Here is a 13,959-nt window from a genome sequence, read left to right as displayed (position 1 = left end):
CGGTCGTCAGCCGGTGACGACCGCGTAGTTGATGTCCTCGATGCCCAGCTTGCTGTGCAGCGACACCCACAACAGCACGAGCGGCTCGGTGCTGCGGGCGGTTTCGAGGGCGCCGAGATCGATGATCTGCTCGCTGGTCCAGCCGAAGGAATTGAGCAGGGCGGCCACTTCGGACTTGGCGGATTCGTCATCGCCACTGAGAAACACGTTGTGCCGACCCGAAATTCGGGACGGGTCCACCATCAGCTGGTTGTTCATCGTGTTGAGGGTCTTCACGACCCTCGCCGCCGGGAAGGCCAGCTGTAGCTGTTCCGCCACACTGCCCGCCTCGGGGATGACCAGCTTGGGCGGAAACCCGCCGGAGAAGTCCAGCGCGTTCGATACATCCACGATGATCTTGCCGCGCAGATTCGCCGCGCCTGCGGCGGTGAGCGCAGCCAGCGACACCGTGCCCGACGTCGCATTGATCACCAGCTCGGCGTCCGCCGCCGCCTCGGCGAAGGTGCCGTGCGCGCCGCCGGTTTCGCCTGCCCACGCGGTGGCAGCGGCGTTGTCGGCGGTGCGGGAGCCGAGCGTCACCGCGTGACCGAGCTCGACCAGCTTGCTCGCGAGCCTCCTGCCGACTTCTCCGGTGCCGAGGACAGCTACCTTCATTGCCTGCTCCTACCGCGGGGGACGTATCCGCGGACCCGAGTGTAAGAACGCCGTGCCCCGTTCACCAGCTGTTCCGCGTTGGGCGAACGGGGCTTTCGCGGGCTCAGGAGAGGCGACGTCCGTCTGCGGCCGAGAAGAAGTAGGTGTGCTCGGCGGAGGTGGACAACCGGACCCGGTCGCCCTTCGCCGGCGGGCTGCGCCAATCTGCCCGCGCCACAATGGTTTCCCCGGTGTCCCCGTCTACGGCGCGGCCGTAGATGTAGGCGTCGGAGCCGAGCTCTTCCACCACGTCGACCTCCAACTCGATCCCGGTGTCACCGCCGAGCTCGAGATGCTCCGGCCGGATGCCGACGACCACCGAGCCCTCGGCCGCGTCGGCGACCGAGCGGGGGACCGGCAGCGGGTGCCCGCCGAGGGATACCGCGCCCTCGGCGACCGGCAGCGTGAACAGATTCATGGCGGGTGAGCCCATGAACCCGGCGACGAACATGTTCGCCGGCTCCCGGTACAGATCGCGCGGTGTCGCGCACTGCTGCAGCAGCCCGTCCTTGAGCACCGCGACCCGATCGCCCATGGTCATCGCCTCGACCTGGTCGTGGGTGACGTACACGGTGGTGGTGCCGAGGCGACGCTGCAGCTGGGCGATCTGGGTGCGGGTCTGCACCCGCAGCTTGGCATCCAGGTTCGACAGCGGCTCGTCCATCAGGAACACCTGCGGCTGGCGCACGATCGCCCTGCCCATCGCGACGCGCTGGCGCTGGCCACCGGAGAGCGCCTTCGGCTTGCGATCCAGATACGGCTCGAGGTCGAGCAGCTTGGCCGCCTCCAGCACCCGCTTTTCCTTCTCCGCCTTGGCGACCTTGGCCAACTTCAACGCGAAGCCCATGTTCTCGGCGACGCTCATGTGCGGGTAGAGCGCATAGTTCTGGAACACCATCGCGATATCGCGTTCCTTGGGCTCCGCGTGCGTGACGTCGTTGTCGCCGATCAGGATTCGCCCGCCGTCGACCTCTTCGAGGCCGGCGAGCATCCGCAGCGAGGTCGACTTGCCACAGCCGGACGGACCGACCAGAACCAGGAATTCGCCGTCCGCGATCTCCAGATCCAGTGCGTCGACGGCTGGTTTGTTGCTGCCCGGGTAGAGCCGGGTAGCGCTTTCAAAGGTCACCGTAGCCACGGCAGATCACTTCCCTTCGCCGGTTGGCACACGCGAAAGGATGCGATTTCGCAACAGCAGCGTGGTCACGGGGTCGAAGGCTACCGTTGCTGGTTGCGCATGACGGAAGTAGCTCATGTTGTCCTCTCACCGGCAGGAACGTGCCGGACGATCCGAGTAAGGGGTTGAGCGGCGATATTACTGGATCTGCTCGATTCGTGCTCGAAATGCTCGAGTTCGCGCGCACGCAGAGCCGTGTGCTAGATCGGCGCAGGTGGCCACCACTGGGTCGTGCGGCTGACGTGTCGGCGTGTGTTCTCGACATCGTGCCGGTCGGTGGCCGCGCCGCGCCGAACTACAACACCTCGATACCGGCGCGAAGATCGTATTCGAAGCGATATCGGTTGCAGCCTCGTCGGCGATCCGGCCGCGCAGCATCCTGGCCTGGCGCGACGGGGTAGAACACCGTGTCAGTGGCCGTGTCAGGGACGTGACAGGTCGGTATCAGGCCGGGCGCCGATAGTGGTCACATGAGAAATTCAGCGATCGCAGTTTCCGGGCTGCGGAAGACATATGGGGACAAGGTCGTGCTCGACGGCATCGATCTGGATGTTCCTGCGGGCACGGTTTTTTCCCTGCTCGGCCCGAACGGCGCGGGTAAGACGACGACGGTGAACGTCCTGACCACGTTGATGAAGGCGGACGGCGGGTCGGTCCGCGTTGCCGGCCATGACCTCGCGACCGAGGCCAAGGCGGTGCGCGCGGCGATCGGGGTGACCGGTCAGTTCGCGGCGGTGGACGAGCTGCTGACGGGGCAGGAGAACCTGCAGCTGATGGTGGACCTCCTCGGGGTCCCCGCCAAAGATGGTAAGCGGATCGTCACAGAGCTGCTGGAACGCTTCGATCTGGTGGAGGCGGCGCGCAAGCCCGCCTCGACCTACTCCGGCGGTATGCGCCGGAAACTGGACCTGGCGATGACCCTGGTCGGCAACCCGAAGATCATCTTCCTGGACGAGCCGACGACGGGACTGGACCCGCGCAGTCGTCGCACGATGTGGTCGATCATCCGTGACCTGGTTGCCGACGGCGTGACCATCTTCCTCACCACGCAGTATCTCGAAGAGGCCGATCAGCTCGCCGATCAGATCGCGGTGCTCGACGGGGGCCGCCTGGTTGCCAAGGGCACTCCCGACGAACTCAAGCGCCAGATCCCGGGAACGCACATCCGGCTCCGGTTCACCAACGTCTCCCAACTCGACGCGGCGGCGCCTATCTTCCCCGACTCCACGCGGGACGACGAGGCACTGACCTTGCGGGTTCCCAGCGATGGCGGGACGAAATCGCTGCGGGCTCTGCTGGACCGGCTCGACGAGTACGCACTCAGCGCCGAGGAGTTCTCGGTGCACACCCCCGACCTCGACGACGTTTTCCTCGCCCTGACGGGCCGCACCACGGAGGTTTCCGCGAAATGAGCACCAAGTCCCCCTCGATTGTCATGTTGCGCCGCAACTTCAAACACATCGCCCGGAACCCGACATCGGTGTTCAACGCGGTCCTGATGCCGATCATCATCATGTTGATGTTCGTGTACATGTTCGGTGACGCGTTCAACGTCGGTGTCGACTACATCGACTACGCGACGCCGGGACTGATGCTGCTGGCCGTCTGCTACGGGCTGGGGGCCACCGCGACCGCGGTGAACTCCGACATGACGAAGGGCATCATCAACCGGTTCAAGGTCATGGACGTCTCCCGTGGCGCGGTGTTGACCGGTCATGTCGTCGCCAGTGTGCTGACCAATGTGGTCGCCATCGCGGCCCTTATCGGAGTGGCCTTCCTGCTTGGATTCAGCCCGGCGGCGAGTTTCCTCGATTGGCTCGGTGTGGCCGGCATCGTCGTGCTGCTCGGTGTCGCGGCCGGCTGGCTCACGGTCGCCTTGGGTTTGGCGGCGAAGTCTGTGGAAACGGCGGGTCTGGCCGCCGTGCCGCTGGTCATGCTGCCGTTCTTCAGCAGCGCGATCGTACCGGCGGAGAAGATGGGGCCGGGCCTGCGGCAGTTCGCGCAGTACCAACCCTTCACGCCGATCATCGAAACCGTGCGCGGCTTGCTCAACGGCGCAGCGGACACCGGCGACGCGGTCGCCGCCGTCGCCTGGTGCATCGGGATCGCTCTCGTCGGGTACCTGTGGGCATCCTCCACATTCAACAAGCGAGCGTGACCGCGACCACCTCACGCCAGCTCGTCTGTGCCCCCGCTCCAGTCGCCTCGGTGAACCCCGTGTCACCGAGGCGACTTGGCGTGTCCTGCTTCTCGATCCGGGCCACCGAACACGTGCAGCGTGGCGAATTCGCAACATGGCCGGTGGCCGCCTTGCCGACTCCGGGCCGAGGCCGAGGCGACCGCAGTCGGCGGCTATCGCCTGAACCGCACTGACGTGGTCCCGGCGTAATCAGGGGTGTTTTGGGTAAGCGTCGAGCATGATCGGTATCGAGTTCCCGACCCTGCCGCGGCCGCGCGGCCCGCTCTCGCGCGCGGTTGTGGACCTGCTGGGCGGCCGAACCGGCGCCGCTATCGCCGTCAACGCTGATGACGCTGATCCCTACGGCGAAGATCTGCAGCTGGCGCTATATATGTGTTACGAGTTGCACTATCAGGGCTTCGAGTCGGTTGATCCGGGCTGGGAATGGGATCCCAGCCTGCTCGGGTTTCGCGCGGACCTGGAGCACCGATTCTTGGCAGCTCTCCGGCGGGATGTCGCGGGCGGCCAAGAGCTGAAAGAGGAGCTCGATGCCTTGCTCGTTGAGCCCATCGACTCGACTGGAGTCAGTCAGCACCTCCGCGATCACGGCGAATGGTGGCAGGTTTGTGAATATTTCGTGCATCGCTCGATCTATCACCACAAGGAGGCCGATCCATACGCTTGGGTGATTCCGCGGTTGCGCGGACAGGCCAAGGCATCCCTGGTTGCTGTTGAATTCGACGAGTTCGGCGGCGGGCGCGGCGATCGAATACATGCCCGGCTGTTTGCGGATCTTTTAGCGGGCGCGGGGCTGGCATCCGGCTATCTCTATTATCTGAACGTCGTTCCCGCTTCAATGCTTGCAGTGGTGAACATGATGTCGCTCTTCGGGCTGCATCGTGACCTGCGCGGAGCATTGGTCGGTCATTTCGCCTCAGTAGAGATCGCCTCGCCACCTGGAGCGCGGCGGATGGTGGATGCACTGGAGCGGTTGGATGCGGATCCTGCTTGTGTGCTCTTTTACACCGAACATGTCGAGGCCGACGCTGTACACGAACAGGTCATGCGCCGCGACGTCATCGAGAATTTACTCACTCAGGAACCCGAGCTGACGGCGTCAGTCGTCTTCGGCATCCAGGCGACGAATCTGCTGGAGGATCGATTCACAGAGCAGGTACTCGGAAGCTGGCAGTCCGGACACAGTTCCTTGCGCGAGCTCGACTCAGGTGGTGCCGGATGTCCAGGGACTAACAGATGATTGCCCTGGTGAGCGCCATTTTTGGTGCGCGTGATACGAATCGTCAGGGTGAAACCAGCGCCATGAGATAGCAAGGCAGCAGGACATTTTCAGTCTGCGACAGGTTTGGTTCGGTGCTTGCGATGACTGGTATCGCAGAATGGATAGTTGCCTGATCGGCGGCACATGCAGACGGCGACCAGGAACCGGTCCGACGTGACGGTGGTGCCGTCATCCATAACCAACTCCACGGGACCTTCGATCAAAGCGGGCCCGTCTCGAGTGAGGGTCACTCTGCGGCGCTCATTCTTGTGTTCGGTCGGCACGGATCACCACCAACTCCTCATGTCGTTGTCCTGGCTTGATGAACCCAGCTGATTCCAGCCAGTCCACACGTTCACGCATTACGGGCCCGAAAGCCGCCATTTCGCGAGCCACCACTGCAGCTTTGAGCCCACCATCGCGGAGCTGAGACAATGTGGCCTCTGGCTCGCAAAGCGCCGAATGGACCATCAGCCCGATGCCGTGGCTATCGAGTATGTGCGGCATCATCCGACATAGAACATCCAGCACAGCTCGGCCGCCGGCTCCGCCTTCCCATGCGCGCGCTCGTCCGCGGGCGGGCACTTCTTTCGGAGAAGGCACGTATGGCGGATTGACAAGCACCAAGTCGAATAACCTGCGGTGCGGAATGTGCGCAAGCTCCCCGTGCAGCAATTCGAGTCGGATACCTCGTGCTCGACTATTGAGCCACGCCGAAACGATCGCAGACCTCGAGATGTCCACGGCTGTCACGCTGCGAGCGCCCGCCATCGCTGCTCGAATGGCCAGAGCGCCCGTGCCGGTACAAATGTCGAGGACTCGTTTGTCGTGTGGGATCGTGGCAGTGAGCATTGCCTGCATGAGCAAGGTCGTATCGGCCTGCGGTCGATACACGCCTGGCATTCGTATCAGCCTCACAGGACGTGGATACCCGCTGACGGCAAGTTAATCACCAGCAACCCGAATTGTTCGAACAGGCCAGCTGCGGAATCGCCCGGCCCGTTCAACAGCGCCACCTCGCCGATGTGACGGGCCGGTGCATGCGCGCCGCGTGTGAGTAGACGTCACGGCGAGATTTGAACACCTGAATGGTTGTCAATTCGCGACGGAAGCATGTCCTACACCCGCCAGGAAGGTGCCGGACGATCCGAGTAGAGGGTTGAATGCGCGATTCTACTCGGGTGTGCGCGTTCGGCGCTCCCGATGCTCGAGTTCGCTCATGGGAAAGGAAGCCGACCGGATCGAGCCGTCGCCGGTAGCCTCGATCACGGAGTTAGACCGAGCGACGAGGAGCATCGAAATGACCCGACCGGTTCGTATCGGAGTTCAGCTACAACCACAGCACGCGCCGAATTACGGACTCATCCGCGACGCCGTCCTGCGGTCGGAAGACGCAGGTGTCGACATCGTGTTCAACTGGGATCACTTCTACCCGCTGACCGGTGATCCGAACGGCGCGCACTTCGAGTGTTGGACGATGCTCGGCGCGATCGCCGAGCAGACCGAGCGCGTCGAGCTCGGTGCGCTGGTCACCGGCGGCGGCTACCGCAACCCCGACCTGCTCGCCGATATGGCGCGCACCGTGGACCACATCAGCGACGGTCGACTGATCCTGGGGATCGGCGCGGGCTGGTTCCAGAAGGATTACGACGAATACGGCTACGAATTCGGCACCGCGGGAACCAGGCTCGATCTCCTGAAGGAGAACATGGCCCGCATCGATGCCCGTCTCAGGAAGCTGAATCCGCAGCCGACCCGCGACATCCCGATCCTCATCGGCGGCGGTGGCGAGAAGAAGACGCTGCGGCTGGTCGCCCAGTACGCCGACATCTGGCACACCTTTGCCGACCTCGAGGTTCTCGCGCACAAGAACAAGGTGCTCGCCGAGCATTGCGCGACGGTCGGCACCGACGAAGGCCACATCGAGCGTTCGGTGCACTGGCCGGGGGCGGAGAACGCCCCCGCGCTCCTCGCCGCGGGCGTGACGTTGTTCACCATCGGTGTCAGCGGCCCGAACTACGACCTGGGTGAGGTCGAGCGGGCGGTCCGCTGGCGCGACGAGATCAATCCGGAGCCGGTCAGCGGCCTTGCCTGACCGATTGCCCGGCATGCAGCTCCATGGCGACGCCGAGTTCGGATCACGGTGATCCGAACTCGGCAGCGCCGGACACGCCGCCGAAACTGCGGGATGTGGACGTCGCGGAGCCATCGGTGTAACTGTGGGATTGCGGTAGTTCCGGTCTAGGGTTCTGGATCATGGCTGGTCTGCCCGCTGTGCGGTCTCGTGCATTGATCGCCGTGATGCTGCTCGCCGTTGGCCTCGCGGCCACGGCGTGCGGTTCCGGCGACGATTCGTCGTCCGACCGCAATCAATGCTCGCCACCCGGGATCAGTGCCGCGTCCGCGGCGCCGACGAACCTCGGGTCGGCGGCGTCCGCCGGGGTAGATCGGTACACCACGGCGACTACCGCACCGGTCGGGTCCATCGACACCAGCAAGCTGCGGCTGAGCACACCGGGCAAGCTCAGCGTCGGCACACTGTCGGACGCGCCGCCGAGCATCTGCCTGAACTCGACGGGCACTTTCACCGGCTTCGACAATGAGCTGCTGCGTGCGATCGGTGTGAAACTCGGTCTGCAGGTCGAGTTCTCGGGCACCGAGTTCGCACCGCTGCTGTCGCAGGTCTCCGGCGGCCGCTTCGATGTCGGCTCGTCGAACATCACCACCACCGCGGAGCGCCGCGAACGCGTCGGCTTCACCAACGGCTACGACTTCGGCTACTTCTCCCTCGTCGTGGCCAACGGCAGCGCCATCAAAGGCTTCTCGGACCTGGGGCGCGGCACCAGGATCGCCGTCGTCCAGGGCACCGTGCAGGACGATTACGTGGTCAACCAGCTGCACCTGGATCCGGTGAAGTTTCCCGATTACGCCACCGCTTACGCGAACTTGAAGTCCGGCCAGGTCGATGCCTGGGTCGCGCCGTCGGCGCAGGCCGAGGGGCAGGTGCAGCCGGGTGACGGAACGTCGATCATCCAGAACACCTTCAGCCTGGACAATTTCGTCGGCTATGCGGTCGCCAAGGACAACCAGCCGCTCATCGACGCGCTCAACAGCGGCCTCGACGCAGTGATCGCCGACGGCACCTACGCCGAGCTCTACACCGATTGGGTGCCGAGGCAGTTACCGCCGGGTTGGAAGCCGGGCTCGAAAGCCGCACCCGCGCCGCAGCTTCCGGACTTCGCTGCCATCGCTGCGGAGAAGAAGCCGACCGACACCGCGCAGAGCGTGCCCAAGTCGACGATGCAGCAGTTGCAGGACACATTCTTCGACTGGTCGTTGTATCGCAAGGCTTTTCCCGACCTGTTCAAGACCGGCCTGCCGAACACGCTGATCCTCGCGCTGGTTTCGGGTGTCCTCGGCACCGCACTCGGCATGCTGCTCGCAGTCGCCGGGATCTCCAGGACCCGATGGCTGCGCTGGCCGGCTCGCGTCTACACCGATATCTTCCGCGGTCTGCCCGCCGTGGTGATCATCCTGATCATCGGCCTCGGCATCGGCCCGGTGGTGCGCGGTGTCACCGGCAACAATCCCTACTGGCTCGGCGCGATCGCGCTGGCCCTGCTGGCCTCGGCCTATATCGGTGAGATCTTCCGCTCCGGCATCCAGTCGGTGGAGCCCGGTCAGTTGGAGGCGGCACGCGCCATCGGTTTCGGCTACCGCCAGGCGATGACCCTGGTGGTGATCCCGCAGGGTGTCCGGCGGGTGCTGCCCGCGCTGATGAACCAGTTCATCGCGCTCATCAAGGATTCCTCGCTGATCTACTTCCTCGGCCTGCTCGCCACCCAGCGCGAACTGTTCGCGGTCGGCCGCGACCTCAATGCACAGACCGGAAACCTCTCCCCGCTGGTCGCGGCGGGCCTGGTCTATCTGCTGCTGACCGTCCCGCTCACCCACCTGGTCAACTACATCGACCGCCGCATGCGCACCGGCAGGCCCGACCAACCCATCGACCAGGTCGAGGCGGCCACGATCACGGAAGGGCGCGGATAAATTAAATGAGTGCATCCCTCACCGGTACCGGCCTGCATCTGACGCTCGGGCGCAACCATGTGCTGCGCGGTATCAACGTGCACGTCGACGCGGGCAAGACCACCACCGTCATCGGCCCGTCCGGCTCCGGCAAGTCGACCTTGTTGCGGGTGCTCAACCGGCTGCACGAGCCGGATCAGGGCGACGTGCTGCTGGACGGGAAGTCGGTGCTGACCGAGGACCCCGACCGGCTGCGCCAGCGCATCGGCATGGTGTTCCAGCACTTCAACCTGTTCCCGCACAAGACGGTCGCCGACAATGTCGCCCTCGGCCCGCGCAAGCTGCGCGGGCTGTCCAAGGACGAGGCGCGGGCGCTGGCTATCGAGCAGCTGCAGGTTGTCGGGCTGGCCGAAAAGGCCGATTCGCGTCCGTCGAACCTCTCCGGTGGCCAGCAGCAGCGGGTGGCCATCGCCCGCGCGCTCGCCATGAAGCCGGAGATCATGTTCTTCGACGAGGCGACCTCGGCGCTGGACCCCGAGCTGGTCAAGGGCATCCTCGCGGTCATGGCCGAGCTGGCCTCGGGCGGTATGTCGATGATCGTGGTGACCCACGAAATGGGTTTCGCCCGAAGTGTTTCCGACAGCGTGGTGTTCATGGACGCCGGTCAGGTCGTCGAGATCGGCACCCCGCAGTCCCTGTTCGACGACCCTCAGACCCCACGCCTGCAGCGTTTCCTCTCCCAGGTGCTGTGACCCGGTTGGTGTGACCTGCGGCACACCCTGAGCAAACTGCATAGATGCGCACCTGCTAATGTGTTCGGCACAATCGGCTCCACCTGTCCAGCTATCGGGAAGGAAGTCTGATGACCACCGCACACCGGCAGCACACCGAACACCAGCACGTCCACGGCCCGGGATGTGGCCACGCCGAGGTCGTGCACGGTGACCACGTGGACTATGCCCACGACGGCCACCTGCACCGCCAGCACGAGGGTCACTGGGACGAATGCGAGCCCACGGGCCACACGGAGTGCGCCGCCCATGATCATGTGCACGGCGAAGGCTGCGGCCACGACGCGGTCCAGCACGGCGACCACGTCGACTATCTGCACGATGGTCACCGTCACGCCGCCCACGACGGTCATTACGACGAACACTGAAACCCGTTGAATCGCCGTGCCTTCGGGTGCGGCGATGGGTTACCTTTCGAGTAATGCAACGGGACGCTCGGCGGTTGCTGTGGCCTGATGCCACTCGATGAAGGGGATCATGTTGGGGGAAGCGGGGATTCGGCGTCTGACGGCCGAAGATTGGGCGGGGTTTCGAGACATCCGGTTGCGGGCATTGGCCGATGCGCCGTCGGCATTCGGGTCGACGCTGGCGTGGGCGCAGGCTCGGACGGAACAGGATTGGCGCAGATTGCTGGCGCAACGCGCGCAGTTCCTCGCGAGCGCGGGCGGTGTGGACATCGGCACGGTCGGCGGGCTCGACGACGTGGAACGCGATGGCGCCCATCTGATTTCGATGTGGGTTGCTCCTGAAGCGCGCGGCACCGGGGTTTCGGGTCTGCTCATGCGCGCGGTGATCGCGTGGGCGGCCGAGGCGGGGTATCGGGCGGTCTGGCTAGAGGTGTCGGACGGCAACACCGCGGCCGAACGGCTGTACCTGCGGCACGGGTTCGTCCGAACCGGCGTGCACGGTCCGATCGCGGAAGGCGATCCGCGCCTGGAATTCGAGATGGTGCGGAGGCTGTGACCCGATGTAGGTACCCCCGGTACGGAAAGTACTTATAGACGACTGATTCGCCACCCCACGGCCAGGTCATAACGTAGTTCTCGTCCAACACGGACACCGAGAAACCGCAGACCACAAGCCCTTTCGGAGGCCATCATGAACACCATCGTCACCCAGTACCTCGAAGCCTGGAACGCCACCGACCCCACCGCCCGCACCGCCGCGATCGCCCGGGTCTTCACCGAAACCGCCACCTACACCGACCCCCTGGTCACCGTCACCGGCCACCACGAACTCGACGCCGCCATCGCCGGCGTGCAAGCCCAATTCCCCGGCTGGGTCTTCACCCTCGCAGGCCCCGTCGACGCCCACCACAACCAGGTCCGCTTCACCTGGAACCTCGGCCCCGCCGACGGCCCCGCCGTCGTCGTCGGCTTCGACGTCGCAGTCATCGAGGACAACCGCATCACCCAGGTCCTGGGCTTCCTCGACAAAGTCCCCGCCGGAGTCTGAAAACCCACCCCCGAGCAGAGTCTGAAACCCAGCCCGGCGCGGACGGATATCCACCCCACCGGAATCCGCGCCGGAGCCCAGGGCGCAAACCTGCCCGGCACAGTCGAGCCCGGCCCGAATCCGAACCGCACGCCATCCACCTCGCCGCAATCCACGCCGGAGCCCCGGGCGCAAACCCGAACCTACCCCGCACCGCCGATCCCCGCTCGGCCCGAATCGAACCCTGCCGGGCTGCGGGTCGACCCCCATCACCACCGCGAGTGGCACATCACCATGGCAAACACCCACAACCCCACTCCACGATGTGCCACTCGCACGCCCCCAACCCCCAAACCCGTTACACCAGAAGGAAACCCACCATCATGACCACCACCACTGCCACTGCGTCCTACCTGAACACCCTGCTCGCACCTGGACCGAAACTGCTGCGCACCTCGCTGCGACTGGACGCCGTCATCACCGGCGCCAACGGCCTGGCCTACCTCGCCCTGTCCGGACCACTGGAAACCCTGCTCGGCCTCGACACCCGCATCGGGATCCCGATCGGGATCTTCCTGACCCTCTACGGCATCGCCGTCGCCCTCATCGGCACACCCGCCACCATCAACACCGGCCTGGTTCGAACCATCGTCACCGGGAACGCCGCCTGGGCCGTCATCAGCCTCGTCGCCCTGATCGAAGGCGCACTCGAGGTCAACACGATCGGAGGTGTCTGGACGGTCATGCAAGCCGCCACCGTCGGCGGGTTCGCCGCCCTGCAGTACCTCGGACTGCGCCGCAACAAGTGACCCGAACCCACCACGACGACAACCACCATCGACCCACGCGGTATCGGCTGCCTGCCGATGCCGCGTTCGTCGTTTCCGGGGTTCTGGCGCGGCCCTGTGGAGCTGTCGGGGTCGGCCTCTAGAGTCGACGGGGTGATCGAGGCAATCAAGATTCCCACCGCGGCGGGCACCTTCGATGCGCTGGCCTGTGGGGAACCCGGTGGTCGCGAAGTCATGCTCCTGCACGGTTTTCCGGAAGCCGCCATCGAGTGGGAGTTCCAGCTCAATGCACTCGGCAACGGCGGCTGTCATGTCGTCGCCCCTGATCAGCGCGGCTATTCCCCCGGTGCGCGTCCCGAACATGTCGCCGACTACCGAGTCGAGGAGTTGGTGGGCGATGTCGCCGCCATCGCCGACGAGCTCGGCTGGCAGCGATTCGATCTTGTCGGCCACGACTGGGGTGCTTATGTGGGCTGGGCCGCCGCGGCAGCCATGCCCGAGCGAATTCGCACCTGGACCGCGGTGTCGCTACCGCACCCCGCCGCCTTCCTTCGCGCGCTCACCGAGGACGAAGACCAGGCTCAACGCTCCAATTACTTCGCGCTGCTGCGCAGACCCCGGGTCGCCGAGCGCGTACTGCTCGCCGACGATGCGGCCGCACTCCGCCAGATCTTCGAATGGAAGATTCCCGAGGAGCGGATCGACGACTACGTCCACCGCCTTACCCAGCCCGACGCCCTGACCGCGGCCCTGAATTGGTACCGGGCCATGCATCTCGCGGCCCCGACCGATGCCGTGGCAGTCCCGACTCTCTACGTGTGGAGCACCGAGGACAGCACCATCGGCTCCACCGCCGCCATGGCCACCGAACGCCACGTCACCGGCCCCTACCGCTTCGAAATGCTCGAAGACGTCTCCCACTGGATCCCCGAACAAGCCCCCGAAGCCCTGACCCGCCTGATCATGGAACACCTCCTCGCCCATCGCGCCTAGATCCGCCGGGTCCTGCCGCCCATCCATCTCGGCGCCAGCGTCGAATGTGTAACATGTTGAACATGAGTACGCACAGCCTGCGGGATCTGCGGATGCAACTCGGTGCCATCGTCCGTGGGGTCGCTGCGACAGGTGAAGAGGTGATCGTCACCGATAGTGGCAGCGAGGTTGCGGTGATCATCTCGATGGCCGACTACGAGCGACTGCATGAGCATGCAGATCTCGTGGACGCTCTGCGGCTGCGTCACATGCGTGAAGAAGCATACGAGACGATGTCGATGTCGGAGATGCTCGATGCACTGGGTGTGGACCCGGCATCGGTGCTCGCCTCGTGAGAATTGCATTCCATCCCGACGTCCTCAAACAACTGCAGAAGCTGCCTCGTGACGTACTCGAGGTCGCTTTGCACGCGATCATCGCGCTGACCAAGGATCCGCGACCGACCGGCTCGAAAAAGCTTGTCGGGAGTCAGGACTGGCGAATCCGCATCGGGCAGTACCGCATCGTGTACGAGATCAACGACAAGGAGCAGGTCCTGACGGTCTTCACCGTCGCCAAGCGCTCCGACGCCTATCGATAGCAGGGATCGACGGCTC

General features: G+C 64.9%; 17 protein-coding genes. 13 read left to right on the top strand and 4 right to left on the bottom strand.

Annotated elements, in window-relative coordinates; genetic code table 11:
• Positions 1-6: 6 nt before the first annotated feature.
• The gene (locus OHA42_RS03775) at positions 7-654 is read right to left on the bottom strand and encodes an NADPH-dependent F420 reductase (protein WP_406234592.1); all 648 of its coding nucleotides are present in this window, start codon (positions 652-654) and stop codon (positions 7-9) included.
• A 103-nt stretch (positions 655-757) separates the two neighbouring features.
• Positions 758-1,831: an ABC transporter ATP-binding protein gene (locus tag OHA42_RS03770; protein ID WP_406234591.1), complete on the bottom strand. Its 1,074-nt coding sequence runs from the start codon at positions 1,829-1,831 to the stop codon at positions 758-760.
• A 509-nt stretch (positions 1,832-2,340) separates the two neighbouring features.
• On the opposite strand from OHA42_RS03770, the gene OHA42_RS03765 reads away from it, so the two are divergent.
• The 3 genes from OHA42_RS03765 (at position 2,341) to OHA42_RS03755 (ending at position 5,307) form a co-directional block, all read left to right on the top strand.
• Entirely contained in the window at positions 2,341-3,282 is a 942-nt protein-coding gene (locus OHA42_RS03765; protein ID WP_406234589.1) for an ATP-binding cassette domain-containing protein, read from the top strand.
• Positions 3,279-4,028 (top strand): ABC transporter permease, encoded by a 750-nt coding sequence (locus tag OHA42_RS03760; RefSeq protein WP_406234587.1) that lies wholly within the window; start codon positions 3,279-3,281, stop codon positions 4,026-4,028. The genes OHA42_RS03765 and OHA42_RS03760 overlap by 4 nt, the downstream gene beginning before the upstream one ends.
• 259 nt (positions 4,029-4,287) lie before the next feature.
• The gene (locus tag OHA42_RS03755; protein WP_406234585.1) at positions 4,288-5,307 is read left to right on the top strand and encodes an iron-containing redox enzyme family protein; all 1,020 of its coding nucleotides are present in this window, start codon (positions 4,288-4,290) and stop codon (positions 5,305-5,307) included.
• An 89-nt stretch (positions 5,308-5,396) separates the two neighbouring features.
• Here the strand turns inward: OHA42_RS03755 and OHA42_RS03750 are convergent, their stop codons facing one another.
• Both OHA42_RS03750 and OHA42_RS03745 read right to left on the bottom strand, forming a co-directional pair.
• On the bottom strand, positions 5,397-5,525 hold the full coding sequence (locus OHA42_RS03750; protein WP_406234584.1) for a CDGSH iron-sulfur domain-containing protein: 129 nt from the start codon (positions 5,523-5,525) through the stop codon (positions 5,397-5,399).
• 64 nt (positions 5,526-5,589) lie between these two features.
• Positions 5,590-6,189, bottom strand: a complete 600-nt coding sequence (locus OHA42_RS03745; protein ID WP_406234582.1) for a methyltransferase — start codon at positions 6,187-6,189, stop codon at positions 5,590-5,592.
• A 439-nt stretch (positions 6,190-6,628) separates the two neighbouring features.
• On the opposite strand from OHA42_RS03745, the gene OHA42_RS03740 reads away from it, so the two are divergent.
• From OHA42_RS03740 to OHA42_RS03695, 10 genes are all read left to right on the top strand, one after another.
• Positions 6,629-7,423, top strand: coding sequence for an LLM class F420-dependent oxidoreductase (locus tag OHA42_RS03740; RefSeq protein ID WP_406234580.1), 795 nt, complete (start codon positions 6,629-6,631; stop codon positions 7,421-7,423).
• A 161-nt stretch (positions 7,424-7,584) separates the two neighbouring features.
• Positions 7,585-9,378, top strand: coding sequence for an ABC transporter substrate-binding protein/permease (locus tag OHA42_RS03735; RefSeq protein ID WP_406234578.1), 1,794 nt, complete (start codon positions 7,585-7,587; stop codon positions 9,376-9,378).
• A 5-nt stretch (positions 9,379-9,383) separates the two neighbouring features.
• Positions 9,384-10,109, top strand: a complete 726-nt coding sequence (locus OHA42_RS03730; protein ID WP_406234576.1) for an amino acid ABC transporter ATP-binding protein — start codon at positions 9,384-9,386, stop codon at positions 10,107-10,109.
• A 110-nt stretch (positions 10,110-10,219) separates the two neighbouring features.
• Entirely contained in the window at positions 10,220-10,516 is a 297-nt protein-coding gene (locus OHA42_RS03725) for a hypothetical protein (protein ID WP_406234574.1), read from the top strand.
• Positions 10,517-10,625: 109 nt separating this feature from the next.
• Positions 10,626-11,111 (top strand): GNAT family N-acetyltransferase, encoded by a 486-nt coding sequence (locus OHA42_RS03720; protein ID WP_406234572.1) that lies wholly within the window; start codon positions 10,626-10,628, stop codon positions 11,109-11,111.
• A 135-nt stretch (positions 11,112-11,246) separates the two neighbouring features.
• Complete coding sequence (locus OHA42_RS03715; protein ID WP_406234570.1) at positions 11,247-11,603, top strand: nuclear transport factor 2 family protein; 357 nt, start codon at positions 11,247-11,249, stop codon at positions 11,601-11,603.
• A gap of 362 nt (positions 11,604-11,965) precedes the next feature.
• Complete coding sequence (locus OHA42_RS03710) at positions 11,966-12,391, top strand: hypothetical protein (RefSeq protein WP_406234568.1); 426 nt, start codon at positions 11,966-11,968, stop codon at positions 12,389-12,391.
• Positions 12,392-12,523: 132 nt separating this feature from the next.
• Entirely contained in the window at positions 12,524-13,363 is an 840-nt protein-coding gene (locus OHA42_RS03705) for an alpha/beta fold hydrolase (protein ID WP_406234566.1), read from the top strand.
• A 62-nt stretch (positions 13,364-13,425) separates the two neighbouring features.
• Complete coding sequence (locus OHA42_RS03700; RefSeq protein WP_406234564.1) at positions 13,426-13,698, top strand: type II toxin-antitoxin system Phd/YefM family antitoxin; 273 nt, start codon at positions 13,426-13,428, stop codon at positions 13,696-13,698.
• Positions 13,695-13,943, top strand: coding sequence for a type II toxin-antitoxin system RelE/ParE family toxin (locus OHA42_RS03695; RefSeq protein WP_406234562.1), 249 nt, complete (start codon positions 13,695-13,697; stop codon positions 13,941-13,943). The genes OHA42_RS03700 and OHA42_RS03695 overlap by 4 nt, the downstream gene beginning before the upstream one ends.
• The last annotated feature ends 16 nt before the right edge of the window (positions 13,944-13,959 follow it).

Origin of the sequence: Nocardia sp. NBC_01009, assembly GCF_045208035.1 — a bacterium.
GTDB lineage: Bacteria > Actinomycetota > Actinomycetes > Mycobacteriales > Mycobacteriaceae > Nocardia.
Note: the sequence above shows the minus strand (reverse complement) of the source record. Positions and strands in the feature narration are given on the sequence as shown.

Bases quoted from the DNA above. Each gene is read 5' to 3' on its own strand.
- OHA42_RS03765 (WP_406234589.1), top strand. From the start codon at position 2,341: ATGAGAAATTCAGCGATCGCAGTTTCCGGGCTGCGGAAGACATATGGG.
- OHA42_RS03755 (WP_406234585.1), top strand. From the start codon at position 4,288: ATGATCGGTATCGAGTTCCCGACCCTGCCGCGGCCGCGCGGCCCGCTC.
- OHA42_RS03740 (WP_406234580.1), top strand. From the start codon at position 6,629: ATGACCCGACCGGTTCGTATCGGAGTTCAGCTACAACCACAGCACGCG.
- OHA42_RS03715 (WP_406234570.1), top strand. From the start codon at position 11,247: ATGAACACCATCGTCACCCAGTACCTCGAAGCCTGGAACGCCACCGAC.
- OHA42_RS03745 (WP_406234582.1), bottom strand. From the start codon at position 6,189: ATGCAGGCAATGCTCACTGCCACGATCCCACACGACAAACGAGTCCTC.
- OHA42_RS03730 (WP_406234576.1), top strand. From the start codon at position 9,384: ATGAGTGCATCCCTCACCGGTACCGGCCTGCATCTGACGCTCGGGCGC.
- OHA42_RS03725 (WP_406234574.1), top strand. From the start codon at position 10,220: ATGACCACCGCACACCGGCAGCACACCGAACACCAGCACGTCCACGGC.
- OHA42_RS03720 (WP_406234572.1), top strand. From the start codon at position 10,626: ATGTTGGGGGAAGCGGGGATTCGGCGTCTGACGGCCGAAGATTGGGCG.
- OHA42_RS03775 (WP_406234592.1), bottom strand. From the start codon at position 654: ATGAAGGTAGCTGTCCTCGGCACCGGAGAAGTCGGCAGGAGGCTCGCG.
- OHA42_RS03700 (WP_406234564.1), top strand. From the start codon at position 13,426: ATGAGTACGCACAGCCTGCGGGATCTGCGGATGCAACTCGGTGCCATC.
- OHA42_RS03710 (WP_406234568.1), top strand. From the start codon at position 11,966: ATGACCACCACCACTGCCACTGCGTCCTACCTGAACACCCTGCTCGCA.
- OHA42_RS03760 (WP_406234587.1), top strand. From the start codon at position 3,279: ATGAGCACCAAGTCCCCCTCGATTGTCATGTTGCGCCGCAACTTCAAA.
- OHA42_RS03750 (WP_406234584.1), bottom strand. From the start codon at position 5,525: ATGGATGACGGCACCACCGTCACGTCGGACCGGTTCCTGGTCGCCGTC.
- OHA42_RS03735 (WP_406234578.1), top strand. From the start codon at position 7,585: ATGGCTGGTCTGCCCGCTGTGCGGTCTCGTGCATTGATCGCCGTGATG.